14 protein-coding genes are annotated in these 14,001 nt (G+C 65.1%); 13 read left to right on the plus strand and 1 reads right to left on the minus strand.

Translation table 11 applies throughout. The features are described 5' to 3' along the window. Positions 1–4: 4 nt before the first annotated feature. The 13 genes from VPH40_RS24230 to VPH40_RS24290 all read left to right on the plus strand — a co-directional run bounded on the left by VPH40_RS24230 (position 5) and on the right by VPH40_RS24290 (position 13,302). On the plus strand, positions 5–1,429 hold the full coding sequence (locus VPH40_RS24230; RefSeq protein WP_257218662.1) for a TolC family protein: 1,425 nt from the start codon (positions 5–7) through the stop codon (positions 1,427–1,429). A gap of 2 nt (positions 1,430–1,431) precedes the next feature. Next, positions 1,432–2,406, plus strand: a complete 975-nt coding sequence (locus VPH40_RS24235; RefSeq protein ID WP_251351118.1) for an HlyD family secretion protein — start codon at positions 1,432–1,434, stop codon at positions 2,404–2,406. 6 nt (positions 2,407–2,412) lie between these two features. Next, positions 2,413–3,594, plus strand: coding sequence for an ABC transporter permease (locus VPH40_RS24240; RefSeq protein WP_328574717.1), 1,182 nt, complete (start codon positions 2,413–2,415; stop codon positions 3,592–3,594). Next, on the plus strand, positions 3,591–4,739 hold the full coding sequence (locus VPH40_RS24245) for an ABC transporter permease (RefSeq protein ID WP_328574718.1): 1,149 nt from the start codon (positions 3,591–3,593) through the stop codon (positions 4,737–4,739). The genes VPH40_RS24240 and VPH40_RS24245 overlap by 4 nt, the downstream gene beginning before the upstream one ends. 2 nt (positions 4,740–4,741) lie before the next feature. Continuing rightward, positions 4,742–5,260 carry a hypothetical protein gene (locus VPH40_RS24250; protein WP_328574719.1) on the plus strand — a complete coding sequence of 173 codons (519 nt, stop codon included), beginning with the start codon at positions 4,742–4,744 and terminating at the stop codon, positions 5,258–5,260. A 14-nt stretch (positions 5,261–5,274) separates the two neighbouring features. Further along, positions 5,275–5,397 (plus strand): hypothetical protein, encoded by a 123-nt coding sequence (locus tag VPH40_RS24255; protein ID WP_328574720.1) that lies wholly within the window; start codon positions 5,275–5,277, stop codon positions 5,395–5,397. A gap of 75 nt (positions 5,398–5,472) precedes the next feature. Next, positions 5,473–7,053, plus strand: a complete 1,581-nt coding sequence (locus VPH40_RS24260; protein ID WP_328574721.1) for an AAA family ATPase — start codon at positions 5,473–5,475, stop codon at positions 7,051–7,053. Next, on the plus strand, positions 7,050–7,535 hold the full coding sequence (locus tag VPH40_RS24265) for a hypothetical protein (protein ID WP_328574722.1): 486 nt from the start codon (positions 7,050–7,052) through the stop codon (positions 7,533–7,535). Before VPH40_RS24260 ends, VPH40_RS24265 begins: the two co-directional genes overlap by 4 nt. A gap of 9 nt (positions 7,536–7,544) precedes the next feature. After that, entirely contained in the window at positions 7,545–8,516 is a 972-nt protein-coding gene (locus VPH40_RS24270; RefSeq protein WP_328574723.1) for a hypothetical protein, read from the plus strand. After that, the gene (locus VPH40_RS24275; RefSeq protein ID WP_328574724.1) at positions 8,513–10,303 is read left to right on the plus strand and encodes a VWA domain-containing protein; all 1,791 of its coding nucleotides are present in this window, start codon (positions 8,513–8,515) and stop codon (positions 10,301–10,303) included. Before VPH40_RS24270 ends, VPH40_RS24275 begins: the two co-directional genes overlap by 4 nt. Position 10,304: 1 nt before the next feature. Next, positions 10,305–10,898, plus strand: a complete 594-nt coding sequence (locus tag VPH40_RS24280; RefSeq protein ID WP_328574725.1) for a hypothetical protein — start codon at positions 10,305–10,307, stop codon at positions 10,896–10,898. Positions 10,899–10,900: 2 nt separating this feature from the next. Beyond that, the gene (locus VPH40_RS24285; RefSeq protein ID WP_442906685.1) at positions 10,901–12,262 is read left to right on the plus strand and encodes a capsule biosynthesis protein CapK; all 1,362 of its coding nucleotides are present in this window, start codon (positions 10,901–10,903) and stop codon (positions 12,260–12,262) included. Then, on the plus strand, positions 12,259–13,302 hold the full coding sequence (locus VPH40_RS24290; RefSeq protein WP_328574727.1) for an AAA family ATPase: 1,044 nt from the start codon (positions 12,259–12,261) through the stop codon (positions 13,300–13,302). Before VPH40_RS24285 ends, VPH40_RS24290 begins: the two co-directional genes overlap by 4 nt. Here the strand turns inward: VPH40_RS24290 and VPH40_RS24295 are convergent. Further along, positions 13,259–13,837, minus strand: a complete 579-nt coding sequence (locus VPH40_RS24295; protein ID WP_289899041.1) for a TetR/AcrR family transcriptional regulator — start codon at positions 13,835–13,837, stop codon at positions 13,259–13,261. The genes VPH40_RS24290 and VPH40_RS24295 overlap by 44 nt on opposite strands. Positions 13,838–14,001: the final 164 nt, after the last annotated feature.

Consider the following 14,001-nt stretch of genomic DNA (forward strand, 5'->3'; position numbering starts at 1 on the left):
CTACATGGGCAGATTGCAAGGACACTTATCATTATTGCTGGCGGGCGCGCTGGGCGCGGCCATGCCCGCCCTGGCGCAGTTGCCGGCCGGCGCGCCGCTGACATTCAACGAAGCGCTGCAGCAAGCGGCCAAGGCTTCAGGCGCCGTGCAGGGCGCCGCGCTCGACGTGCGCGCGAAAACACTGAAGGCGGAAGCCTTGTCGAATATCGATGGCCCTTCCGTGGACTTGACGGCGTTTCGCGGCCGTTTGTCGACGGATTTGAGCATCGACACGAGCGGCTTGTCCGGCGTGGTGGGCGGCATCGAATCCGTGCTGCCGCCCATTCCCGGCTTGCCCACGCCGCACATTCCCAATTCCCTTAACCGCGAAGTGGTGACGGATCTGACCTCGTTCGGCTTGCTGGGCATGTGGCCCATCTACACGGGCGGGCGCCTGGACGCCGTCAAGGGGCTCGCATCGAGCCTGACCCTGGCCGCGCAGGCCGAGCGCACGGAAGCGGAAGAGCAACTGGCCACCCTGGTGGCGCAGCGCTATTTTCAGTTGCTGCTGGCCAAGAGAGTGGTGGCCGTGCGGGCCGAAGTGACGGCCGGCGTGACGCAGCACCAGCGCGATGCGGCCAAGCTGGAAAAGGGCGGCCTGATTTCGCGCGCGGAACGCTTGCGCGCCGACGTGGCCCTGGACAGCGCCCGCAGCGACGAAGCGCAGGCGCGCAGCGACGAGGAAATCGCCCAGGTGGCGCTTGATCGTTTGCTCGCCGTCAATACGCAAGTGCGCCCCAGCACGCCGCTGTTCGTCAATAGCTTGCCGGTTGGCACCTTGCAATCGTTCATCAGCACGGGCATGCGCGAAAATGCGAACTGGAAGAAGATCGACAGCAAGCGCGTGCAGGCCGAGCAAGCCTTGAAGCTGCATGGCAAGGAATACGCACCTACCGTGTTTGCCATCGGTAACTACAATTTGAACCGCGGCAATGAAAAGCTCGTGCGCTCGAACTGGGCCGTCGGCCTGGTCGTGTCCGTGCCCCTCGTGCACCGCATCAATACGGGCAAGATGATCGCCGCCGCCAAGCTGGACCAGGAGCGGGTGGAAGTGGTGGCGCGCCAGGCCGAGCGCGACATTCCCACCCTGATCGAAAAGAATTGGCGCGCGCTGGAAAACGCCCGTATCCAGTACCTGTCCACGGCCTCGTCGGTAGAGCTGGCGCGCGAAAATATCCGCCTGCAAACCGTGGCTTTCCAGCAAGGGCAAGTGACGTCGCTGGAGGTGGTCGACGCGCGCCTGAACCTGGCAAAGGTGGAAACCCAGCGCGCGCAGACGGCCTATAACTATGTGATGGGGCTGGCGCAATTGCTGGAAGCGACGGGCGAGACGCAGCGCCTGGGCAGCCTGGCGGCCGCGGCCGATATCCAATTACCTGTGGACAAATAATAATGAGCACCTCCAAAAAACCCTTGGCCATAGTCGCCGCCGTCATTGTCCTGGCCTTCGTGGGCTGGGGCTTGTACCAGGCCTTCCAGCCGCAGCGCCTGCCCTTGCAGGGACAGATGGATGCGCAGGAAGTCAATGTCTCGTCGAAAGTGCCGGGCCGGGTGGGCGAGCTGTACGTCAAGCTGGGCCAGACGGTGCCGAAAGGTGAGCTGCTGTTCCAGCTGACGAGTCCGGAAGTGGATGCGAAGATCGCGCAAGCGACGGCCGCCACGCAAGCGGCCGAGGCCGTGGCGCACAAGGCGCAAGCGGGAGCGCGTCCGGAAGAAATTGCGGCCGCGAAAGCGAACTGGGAGCGGGCGCAAACGGGGGCCACCATCGCCAAGACCACGTATACCCGCGTCAACAATATGTTCGAGCAAGGCGTGATTGCCCAGCAGAAACGTGATGAGGCGCAGGCCCAATGGCGCGCCGCCGACCAGCTGGCGCAAGCGGCCCGCGCCCAGTTTGATATGGCGCAAAAGGGCGCCCGTCCCGAAGACAAGACGGCTGCGGCCGCCCAGGCGCGCCAGGTGGGCGCCGTGCTGACGGAAGCGCAGATCGCGCTGGCCGAGACGAAGATTGCCGCGCCGGTGGCGGGCCAGGTCAGCAAGATCCAGATCCAGCCGGGCGAATTGGCGCCGCAAGGTTTCCCCGTGATTACCCTGGTGAACCTCGATGACGCCTGGGCCGTGCTGCAAGTGCGTGAAGACGAGATGGCGGCGTTTTCCATGGGCAGCACGCACACGGCGAACGTGCCGGCCTTGAAACAGCAACTGAGCTTCAAGGTCAGTTCGGTTGCCGTGCTGCCGGACTTCGCCACGTGGCGCGCGGCCCGTCCGGGCGGCACGGACTTGCGCACGTTTGAAATCCGTTTGCGTCCCGCCATCAAGGTCGAGGGCTTGCGTCCGGGCATGTCGGTTGTGTTCCCGCCGCTCTGATAGCCGATGAGCGAGATTGACAAAGAGCAGCCGGCGGCGCTGGCACGCGAGTGGCAGCGGCTGCGTGGCGACTTCTGGGACTTCGGCATGCTCAGCTGGATTCCTGTCGTGCTGTGCGGCATGCTGTGGCTGGTGTTTTCCGCCGGCATCGCGCGCGACTTGCCCATCGTCGTCATCGATAACGACAATTCCACCTTGTCGCGCCAGCTCACGCGCTGGCTCGACGCCTCGCCCGGCATCGAGGTGGCGGCGAAAGTGGCGTCCAGCGACGAAGCCCTGCATCGCTTGCGCGAACGCACGGCATTCGGATATCTGCTGATCCCGAACGATTTCGAGCAGAAACTGCTGGGCGGCCGGCAAGCCACCGTGCAATGGCTGTACAACGCGCAGTTTTCCTCGCACGCGGGCGCCTTGCTGCGCGACGTGCGCACGGTCAGCACGACCTTGTCGGCCGGCATCGAGATGACGGCGCGGGTCAAGAAAGGCATGTCGGGCGTGCAGGCGGCGGCCCAGTTCGAGCCGATACGCACGACCTTGAACAGTTTGTATAACGAAAACATCAGCTATGAAGCATTTTTAACGTTGGCGCTGATGCCGGCCATGCTGCAGATTTTCATCGTCGTCGCCGTCGTCACGAGTATCGGACGCGAGTTGCGCGACGGCACGGTGCCGCAATGGCTGGCCTCGGCCCATGGCAGCTGGCTGCGCGCCGTGCTTGCCAAGCTGCTGTTTCCCCTCGTCGCCTACTGTGCGCTGGCGCTGCTGTACTTGCTGTTCTTCAGCCTGGCGCGGGATTGGGCAGTGGCGGGCAGCTTGCCGGCATTGCTGCTGAGCATGCTGTTGCTGGTGCTCGCGTATTGCGGCCTGGCCACCTTGCTGATCGCCGCCACCCTGTCCCTGCGCTTGGCGCTGTCGGGCGCGGCCTTCATCACGGCGCCCGCGTTCGCGTTTGCGGGCCAGGCTTTTCCCTTGATGGCCATGCCGGCGCCAGCGCGCGCCTGGGCGGAAGCCTTGCCGCTTACGCATTATCTGCAATTGCAGACGAAATACTGGCTGGCCGGCGCGCCATGGCGCTATGGCGTGCAGGAAATGCTGATACTGGCCGGCTTTGCCATCGGCTGCGGCGCCGTGGGCGTATTCCTGCTGGCGCGCCGCGCGAATGCGCCTGCCGCCTGGGGACGCGCATGATGTGGCCGGCCTTTGTCGCCACCTGGCGCGCCATGCTGACGGACAAGGGCGCGCTGACCTTGCTGTTCATCGGCGGCATCATCTATTCCTTCTTCTATCCGCTGCCGTATTCGACGGAAATCGTCCAGCGCGTGCCCGTGGCCGTCGTCGACCAGGACCGCAGCGCCATGTCGCGCCAGCTGACGCGCTTCGCCATGGCCCACCCATCGCTGCACGTGGTCGCCGTCACGCCGGACTTGCCCGTCGCGCAAGATTTATTATGGCGCGACCAGGTCATGGGCGTATTGATCATTCCCCATGGTTTGCAGACGGACGTGCTGGCCGGCCGCGCCGCCCACGCGCAAGTGGCGGGCAATGGCTTGTATTTGATGCTGAACAAGGTGGCCCTGAACGGGCTGGCCGAAGTGGTGGGCACGGTGTCGGCCGGTATTGAGCTCAAGCGTTTGGGCGCGGGCACGCCGTCCACCATCCAGGCCAACCAGCAGCGCTCGCCCATCGCCTTCGACGCCGTGCCCCTGTTTAACGTCAAGGAAGGCTATGGCGCCTATGTCGTGCCAGGAGTGGCTACTCTCATTGTGCAGCAGACTTTGCTGATCGGCATGACCATGCTGTTCGGCACATGGTACCAGCGCAAGGCCTTCCCCGTGGCGGGCAGGCGCACGGCGGGCGGGTATATGGGCATGCTGCTGGCGTTTGCCTGCGTGGCCTTCTTGAACTGCTGCTATTTCTTCGGTTTCGTCTTCTGGTTCCAGGATTACCCCCGTGGCGGTAACTTTGGCGGCATGCTCTTGCTGCTGGTGCTGTTCTCGCTGTGTGAGGCAGCGTTCGGCATGTTGCTGGGCATGCTGTTCCGCACGCGCGAGCGGGGCACGCAGCTGATGATCGCCACCTCGATGCCCGTGCTGTTCCTCGCGGGCCTGACCTGGCCCGTGTCGTCCATGCCCGTCGTGCTGCAATGGCTGCGCTGGCTGCTGCCGTCCACGGCCGGCATCCAGGGCTTTGTTGCGCTTAATCAAATGGGTGCCTCGCTGTATGAAATCCGCCATGAAGTGGCGGGCTTGCTGGCCTTGCTGGTCGCTTGCGTGGCGTTGGGCTGGTGGCGCTGGCGCGCCGAGGCGTCGGCACCCGTCATCAAACAAGGATGAGCATGAAATCAGAGAACGCGCTGGAGCCCCCACTGGCTGTGGCGGAAGAAAGGTATGCCACGATTTTGGCATCGATACTGGCTTATACGCAGTTCTGTGACACACACGGCGACGACGACAACGCCGAATACGACAGACTCGCGGATCAATTACAGGCACTAAGCGGAAAAGATATTTCCCGCTTCAATTTGCGCGAGTGGTGGGAAGCGGAGGGCGCGGAAGTGCTGGCGTTCAGGATCGCCTTGCCCGATCCCGTGAAACTCGACGGCGTCAGCAGGACGGACATCGCGCACATCGTTGCCAGGTTAGGCACCTTCGAGTTGCCCGAAAAAGACGCCAGCGAACCACGCTTCCAGCAGATATTCAGCGCTTTTCTTGATGACTACTACCACGCCTGGCTGAAGCTGCACTGCAAGACCTACAACTACCAGAAAATATTCGGTGTGCACAAGGATAAGGACGGAAAGCGCTGGTGGCTGAGCGACGACGAGAAGGTTGACCTGCTCTGGCCGCATCGCTAGCGACGGGATCCATCATGCGTTTTGCTCAGCAGATGGTGCCCGACGTGATGGCGGCCAGCGATTCTCCGGCCGTGGCCGCGCTGGCGGCGCTGGCCGAGCGGCAGCCGGTGTTTCTGGCCACGCCGATGGCGGGCTGAGCTGCTTTTCATCCGAACCGGTGCTTGCAGGTGGCTTGTGCAATAATTTCGTTTCCTTAATGGAAGAATATTGCCATGCCGTCTTTTAATCTGTTCCAGCGCCTGTCCCAGGCCCCCACCAAACCCAAGGCGGCGTCCGCCGCGCGGCAGTTCGACGTGGCGGACCTGTACCAGGGCCCCATCGCGCTGGGAGCGGAAGGCGCGGCGCAAGCGCGGCCTTTCGATGAAAAGCTGCGCCAGGCATACTTTTGGATCGTCAACCACGCCATCATCAGCCCCCATTACGACATCGAGTACAACGACGGCCCGTCGCAGACGTATGCGGTGGGCGACAGCCGCCGCACCCTGAATTTGCCGTCGGCGCAAAGCTATTCCAGCTTCATTTTGCTGCCCCTGCTGACGTTCGCCACGCGCCGCAAATGCCTGTTCGTCGGCGGGCCGGGGCGGGGCAAGACGGCCAGCGCCCTGTTGATGGGCGTGCTGGCCGGTTCCACCGTCAAGGAAGTCAAGCGCGCCATGCAGCATGGCCACCCGCAGATGACGGTGGCCGACTTGCTGGGCAATCCGCTGCCGGCCGACCTGGTGAACGCGCAAAGCATGGACGACATCCGCATCGCCTGGCGCGCCTGGCTGGGCATGCGCGTGAAGATCGTCGATGAATACAACCGCATCCCCACGCGCACGCAAAGCGCGCTGCTCACCGTCATGGGCGACAATTACGCGGAAGTGCTGAACCATATTTACGAATGTCCGGAAGCGGCCTGGTATCTGACGGCCAACGACGACCAGGGCGGCGGCACCTACCAGGTGATCGAAGCGCTGCGCGACCGGGTCGACGTGACGGTGCAGGCGCTGGCCTTCAACCCCCGCTTCCTGAATGAACTGCTGCTGCGCGTGGAAGAAAACGTGCGGCCAGAAGAGCTGGTGCCACCCGATATCATCTTCACGGAAGCGGAGGTGGATCAGATTGGCGAATCCATCCGCCAGGTGGGCGTGCCCGAAGCCGTGCGCCGCCGCCTGGAATTCTTCGCCAGCCAGTTCGAGCTGTTCGAGACGGCGGGCGGCCAGTTCGAATACATGACCAAGGATACGGCCCGCCTGGCCGGCGCCGACCGGGGCGCCGCGCAGGCGGCCGACAATGGGCGCGACCGCCTGAAGGATCTCGGCTGCCAGACCCTCAACGGGATCTCCGTGCGCACCCTGATGGCGCTGTTGATCTACGCCAAGGCCATGGCGTATTTCCGCGGCAATGGCGAGGTGGAGCTGGAAGACTTGCGCCAGGTGCTGCCATTCGTCCTGCATAACAAGCTGCAGCCGGACCCGGATGCGCCATTTTTCGCGCTGCCGGAAAACGCCGCCTACCGCAGTGACAGGCTGGGCTGGCTGCGCCGCCTGTTCGACTTGTCGAACGATGAATTCAACCGCCTGGACCTGGACCGCGATGACCCTGTCGGCGTGCTGTCGGCCGAATTCGACCTGGGCCTCGATGGCGTGAGCGAGCGCGAGACCCTGGCGCGCCTGAACCGCATCGAAAAGCTGATCGGCGAGCGTACCAAAGGGAGAAAACTGTACGGCCCCCTGTATGACGATTTGTTGAAGCTCAAATACCTGCACCAGCGCTATACGAATTATCGCAGCTGGCTGCGTTCGCAATGAATGACGCACTGAATATCGACCATTGCCGCGGGTTTCTCGACGCCCTGGCCATGTTGAACAGCGAGGCCAGCGACCTGTGCGCAAGCTATGAGCTGCAGCGCCTGCCCGATGCGCCGGACCTGCTCACGGCGCTGGGCTTGCGGGTGGAAGATTACGCCCTGAGTGTGAGCATCCCGGCGCGCGACTTGCCGGCGCCCTTGTGGCAGATCACGGTGGCGCCGTGCGGGCGCGCGCACCTGGAGCAGGTGTGCCAGCGCTGGTTCTTTTCGTCGGATCACATGCGGACGGCGCCGCCGGACCGTTTCCGCGCCTGCCTCGTCAACGCCTTCCTCGAAGCGCTGGACATGTCGCTGGCCGCATTCACTGTGCATATCGTGACGATGACGCCGCCCTCCGGTTTCTGGTACGCGATCCACTGGGACGAGATCGCGTTCGAATCAGGGGATGAGCGCTATCTGCTGCATTTTTCGCACAGCGATTGAGGAGGAACAATGATTTCTCCTGCCTTCGCAACTATCCTTGCCAGTGGCCGCGCCCAGTTCAACGGCCGCGCGGCGGAAGCGCGCCGGCGCTTTCCCGCGCTCGACATGGCCGCCTTCGGCGCCTTCTTGCACGATGGCGTCGATCCGCTGGTGGTGGCCGTGGCCGCCGCAGCAACCGAGCGCGTGGGCGGCGTTACCTTGGCCGCCTACGACATGGCCCTGGAGTTGGTGGGCCATGGCCTGGCCGGTCCGGCCGCGAAAAATCCCTTCCTGAATACCGTCTGGCGCGAACTGGCGCCATCGTTTGCGCCGCTGCTGGCGACGGCCCCCGTCGACGTGCTGGGCATGCTGAGCAACGCCGCCATCCACATTTCCTCCGTGGCGGGCGCGCGGCCCGCGCAATGGCAGGCCGGGATGGCTGCCGTGGCGCCGCAAGTCGGCAGCGTCGCACAGCTGCGCGCCGTGGGCCAGGTGCTGGCCTGGCGCGCCGGCGTCGCGCATTTCCGCCAGGGCGCGTTGGCTGCCGCCGACACCTTGCCGCATACGCTGGCGCTGGCCGCCTTTGGCGAGCCGGGCGCGCAATGGCCGCAGGTGCATGCGCAGCTCATGGCGAATCCGTGGCGCGGCAATGCCGAAGGCAGGGAGTTCGGCGCCTTCACGGGCCTGGGTGGCGATTTCGGCACGCCGCCACAAGTGCGCGCCACGCTTGACGGTTTTGTCGTGCGCAGCGCCGAGCGCCATTATTTGCTGGTGGCCGACGCCTATGGCGCCGTGCTGCACAGCGCCACGGCGCAGGAGTTTGAGTTGGCGCAAACCGGCGTGCCGGCGTCCGTGCGCCTCGATGGGGCCACCGTGCATATCGGCGCGCGTAGCATCGCGCTCGACCTGCCGGCCGGTGACATCGCGCTGGCCGCGAATGCGCATACGCTGGCCATCACGTCACCGTGGACGCACGCCATCCGCCTGCTGCCGCTCGCATGAAGAACGATGCCGACACCGTCCTGATCGACCGCTGGCGCGCCGCCTGGCCCGAGGCCCTGGCCGTGTGGAGCAAGTTTACGCGCCTGCGCGACCCCAGCCTGTGCGCCAGCCGCGTCGAAGCCGGCAAGCAGGGCTTGTCCGGCAGCTTCGCCATGATCCGGCTGCTCGACCAGAGCGTGGTGGTGGACTTGCCGCTGGTGACGGAGCTGGGGCTGGACGACTATGCGCTGGAAATCCTCGCCCATGAAATCGGCCACCACATCCTCGCGCCGGGCAGCGCCAGCGACCAGTTCCGCCTGCTGGCGCGCATGCGCCGCGCCTTGCCGACCCTGGAGCAGCACGCGCCCATGGTGGCCAACCTGTACACGGACCTGTTCATCAACGACCGCCTGCAGCGCCAGGCGAATCTGCGCATGGCGGACATCTACCGCAAGTTGCGGCAGGGGAAAGCGCCAGCACCCGATGGCAAGGGCAGCGGCGGCGTATGGACCCTGTACATGCGCATCTATGAAAACCTGTGGCAGCTGGAAAAGGGTGAGCTGGGAGGCGGCCACGCTGACGAACGCCTGGACACGGATGCCTGGCTTGGGGCGCGCCTGATCCGTGTTTACGCGAACGACTGGATGCTGGCGGCGGGCCGCTTCGCCACCTTGCTGCTGCCCTACCTGGTGGAAGATACGGATGCCCTGGGTGACATTGACCCCAGCCGCTATCTGCAGGACACGCGCGACGCGGCCCGTGGCTGCCAGACGTATGGCGCGCAGCAGATCGAGGATGACGAAGAGGACGGCGCCATCCATCCCGTGCACGACAAGCGCATCTCTGGCCTCGATGGCGAGGAACCTGCCGCCGAACCTGCGGCCGAGGCGCCAGTCAGGTCGGGCGGCGGCCAGCTGCGCGAACCGTTCGAGCTGGGCGACATTCTGAAGGCGTCGGGCGTGGACTTGAGCGACCATGAAATCGCCATCCGCTACTACCGCGAGCGGGCTTTGCCGCACCTGGTGGCGTTTCCCAGCCGCCCGGCGCCCGAATCGCCGGAGCCGCAGATGGAAGGGCTGGAGCCATGGGAAATTGGCGACCCGCTGGAAGACATCGACTGGCTGCAGTCCGTGATGCAGTCGCCACGCCCCGTGCCGGGCGTGACCACCGTGCGCCGCGTGTATGGCCGCGAACCGGCGCGCGCCACCGACGCCGTGCCCGTCGACCTGGACATGTACGTGGACAGTTCCGGCTCCATGCCGAACCCGCAGGCGCACACCTCGTTCCTGACACTGGCCGGCGCCGTCATCGCCTTGTCCGCCCTGCGCGCCGGCGCGAAAGTGCAGGTGACTCTGTGGAGCGGCAAGAACGAAGTGATGCTAACGCCAGGTTTCGTGCGCGATGAAGACATGATCCTCGGCGTGCTGACGGAATTTTTTGGCGGCGGCACCTGTTTCCCCATCCACCGCCTGCGCCAGACCTATGCGGCCAAACGTGAACGGCCCGCGCACATCCTGATGATTTCCGACGATGGCATCACCACCATGTTCGACCAGGATGAACTGGGCAACAGCGGCTGGGATATCTCGGCGAAAGCGCTGTCGCAGGGCGGCGCGGGCGGCACCATGGCCCTGAACCTGGCGCGCGACTGGGAGGGCGCGGCCAGCCACCAGTGGCTGCAGCAGACCTATGACGATTTGAAACGCGCGCGCCGCGAGCAGGGCTGGGATATCCACGCCGTGGAACGCTACGAGGACTTGCTGGACTTTGCGCGGGCGTTCAGCCGGCGCCACTATATACAACCATGACATGCAGATTTCCGGACCCCACCTCGAAAGATTAACCCACCGCCTGGCCGACACGCCCGTCGAATTCCTCGCCGAGCCCCGTATCGCCGGCGTCGCCAATGCGCAGGCGGTGGCGGTGGCGGCGCTGGCCAACGACGTTTTACTGCTGCATGGCGCGCGTGCGCCGGCCGCGTCCCTGCAGGGGTTCATCGGCGCGCAAGTGAAGGCGGACCGTAACCGGCTGGCGCTGGCCATGATCCTGTGCTGGCTGCTGGCCGACGACTGGTTCACCGCGCAGCAACTGCCGCAGCCAGCCTTGCTGCAGGTACTGGGCGAGGCGGCGCGCGAACTGGCCGCCGCCACGCCGGCCCACCAGTTCACGCAAGACCCCGAGCGGCGCGAGGAACTGGCGCGCATCGTGCTGGCGCGCCTGGGGTTCCGGCCCCGCGACGAAAGCGTGGCGCAGGCCACGGACCGCCTGTCCGCCATCAGCGGCACGGAGCGCCGCCGCCTGCTTGAAGCGAGCCGCCTGGCCGAGCAGCGCGCGCGGGAAATCCGCGAGGCGCTGGCGAAGAAGGCGGCCGAGGAATCGGCCGACAAGTGGTCGCGCGAATGAGCGTGGATGTCAATCTGCCGGGCGGTGCATGGGAATCGGACCGCGACTACTGTCCCACCCTGACGCAGGAGGGCGCGCGCATGCTGGAAAAACTGCGCAGCCACCCGGCGGCGCCCCGCTACCGCAACCGCAGCGGCAACAAGCTGCAGGCGGCGGAAGTGGCGGCCTTGCGCGCCTACGAGCAGGAAGTCATGGATGCGGCGATAGACTGGAGCGCCGATGCGCCGCCGCCCTGGCTGGCGGATTTTCTCAGGACGGCCTACGCCACGGTGCCGCATTACCGCGCCTGCGGCTCGCCGCCCGCGCGCCTGGCGGACGTGGCGCCCATCAGCCGCGCCGAGCTGGCGCACGACATCGCCGCCTTCGTGCCCGACGATGCGGACCTGGCGCGCATGATCAATTTCCAGACGACGGGCACCACGGGCCATCCGCTGCTGATCGCTTCGCACCCGCTGGTGGCGGGGCGCTACCTGGCCTACCACAAGCGCGCGCTGCAGCGTTTTGGCGTAACCCTGCGCCATGGCGCGGGGCAGGTGGGCGTGATGCTGCTGGGGCACCAGCGCCGCTGCTTCACCTATGTCTCCGTCACGCCGACGATGAACGAATCGGGCCTGGCGAAGATCAACCTGCACCCGGACGATTGGCGCGCCCCGGACGACCGCGCGCGCTACCTGGACGCCATGGCGCCCGAGCTGATCGCGGGCGACCCCATCTCGTTTGCCGAACTCCTGACCTTGCCCATGGCGCACAAGCCGGCCGCGCTGATGTCCGTATCGATGATGCTGTTGCCCGGCATGCGCGCGCGCCTGGAAGCGCGTTTCGCTTGTCCCGTGCTCGACATCTATTCGCTCAATGAAGTGGGCCCCGTGGCCGTCTACGACGAACGGGCGGGCGGTCACGTGCTGCTGCAGCACCGGCTGTACGTGGAAATCCTCGATAGCGCGGGCCAGCCCGTGCCGGATGGCGTGCGCGGCGAAATCACGGTGACGGGCGGCTTCAATTTCTGCCTGCCGCTCGTGCGCTACCGCACGGGCGATTACGCCTCGTTGGCGCATGGCCCGCACGGCCCCGTGCTGGTGGGGCTGGCCGGCCGCAGCCCCCTGCGCTACAGGACGATGACGGGCGAGTGGATCAATAATATCGACATCACGCACGCTTTGAAACCGCTGGCCATCGCCTTGTTCGGCGTGCACCAGCATGGCGACGGCGCCATCGCGCTGCGCCTGGCGCCGAGCGCCATGCCGCAGGCTGACCGGGCGCGCGCCTTGCTCGCGCCTTTTTTCGGCGCCATCACGGTCGAGACCCTGCTGGCGGAAGACAAGATCATTCAATACACCTCGGATTTGCAGGAAGCAGTGGCATGAACCTTTATAAACGCGGCCTCGTGGTCGGCAAATTTTGCCCGCTGCACCAGGGCCACGAACTGTTGATCAAGCGCGCGCAAGACGCCTGCGAAGAACTGCTGGTGGTCAGCTACACCAGGCCCGAATTTCCCGGCTATGAGCCGGCGCGCCGGGAACGGTGGCTGCGCGCGCAATTTCCGCAGGCGCACATCGTGGTGCTGGACGATGCGCGCCTGGCGGCCCTGTGCGCCGCGCGCGGCGTGCTTGTCCGCCATTTGCCGCACAACGACGACGATGGCGAGCTGCATCGCCACTTCATGGGCTGGCTGTGCTGGACGGTGCTGGCGCTGCCCGTCGATGCCGTGTTCACCAGCGAAGACTATGGCCCCGGCTTTGCCCAGGTGCTGGAACGGCATTATGCCGGCGGGCCGGTGGCGCACGTGAGCGTGGATCAGGCGAGGACCCTGGTACCCGTGTCCGGCACCAGGGTGCGGCAAGACCCGCATGCGCACAGCGCCTTCCTGTCACCGATTGTGCGCGCCGATTTTATCACGCGCGTGTGCGTGCTCGGCGGCGAATCGAGCGGCAAGACCACCTTGGCGCAGGCGCTGGCGGCGCATTTCGAGACGGTCTGGGTGGCCGAATATGGCCGCGAATTGTGGGAAAGCCAGGATGGCATATTGAACTATGACGATTTGCTGAAAATCGGCCGGGAACAGCTGCACCGCGAAGCGCAGGCGCGCCTGGCTGCGCGGCGCTGGCTGTTTTGCGATACCTCGCCCATGACGACGTATTTCTACTGCGTCGAGATGTTCGGCAAGGCCGAGCAGGAACTGGCGTTGCTGGCCGAGCACGGCTACGACCTGGTGCTGCTGTGCGCCCCTGATTTTCCCTTCATCCAGGACGGCACGCGCCGCGACGAGGATTTCCGCGCGCGCCAGCATGCGTGGTATCAGGCCGAACTGGCGCGGCGGGGGATCGCCTTTGTCGATGTAGCAGGTTCGGTGGACGACAGGGTCAGGCAGGTGGCGCAAGTGCTGGCGGCGCGCATGCCGTGCTGACCGCCGCCAGTATCTCGTCCGAAAACGCGGCATCGTCGACGGCGCGCGCCAGCGCCACGGCGCCCACCATGGCCGACAGCATGACGATGGCTTCCTGCCGGGGGTTGCGTTTTTTCTGCCACGGAAAATGCGTGGTCAGCTTGCCGATGATGGATTTCAGGTGGAAGGTGAAGGCGGGCAGCACTGCCGGCTGCTTGCGCGCGTCGCCGGCCAGCGCCGCCAGCAAGCACCCGTTGCCCGGCGCATCGCGGTGGGCCGGACTCACATAATCGCGCACATACTGGCGCATGGCTTCCGGACTGATGGTTGCCGCATCGAGCGCCGCGCGCGAGTGCTCCGAGCCGTGCAGCGTGCTTTCCGCCATCAGCGCTTCCTTCGAGGCAAAGTGGTTGTAGAAGGGGCCATGCGTGAGTCCTGTCGCCTTCATGATCTGTCCCACGCTGACGCCGTCAAAGCCCTGTTCACGGAACAGCCGCGCCGCTTCCTGCAGGATGCGCTGGTGTTTTTCTGCCGTCTCGGCCGCTGGGTATCGCATGGTGTTCTCCCGATCATCAAATAATTTCTGTTGACATCATACATTACGTACGTCATGCTTGCGATACTAAGCATGATGATCGTCATGTTTAGCGTCGCATCAAAACATGATGGCTATCATGTTTGATCCGTCGTGCTGAAAACCATTCATTCGAATTTATCAAT

The sequence above is a fragment of the Janthinobacterium sp. P210005 genome, from assembly GCF_036231865.1.
Lineage (GTDB): Bacteria > Pseudomonadota > Gammaproteobacteria > Burkholderiales > Burkholderiaceae_D > Janthinobacterium > Janthinobacterium kumbetense.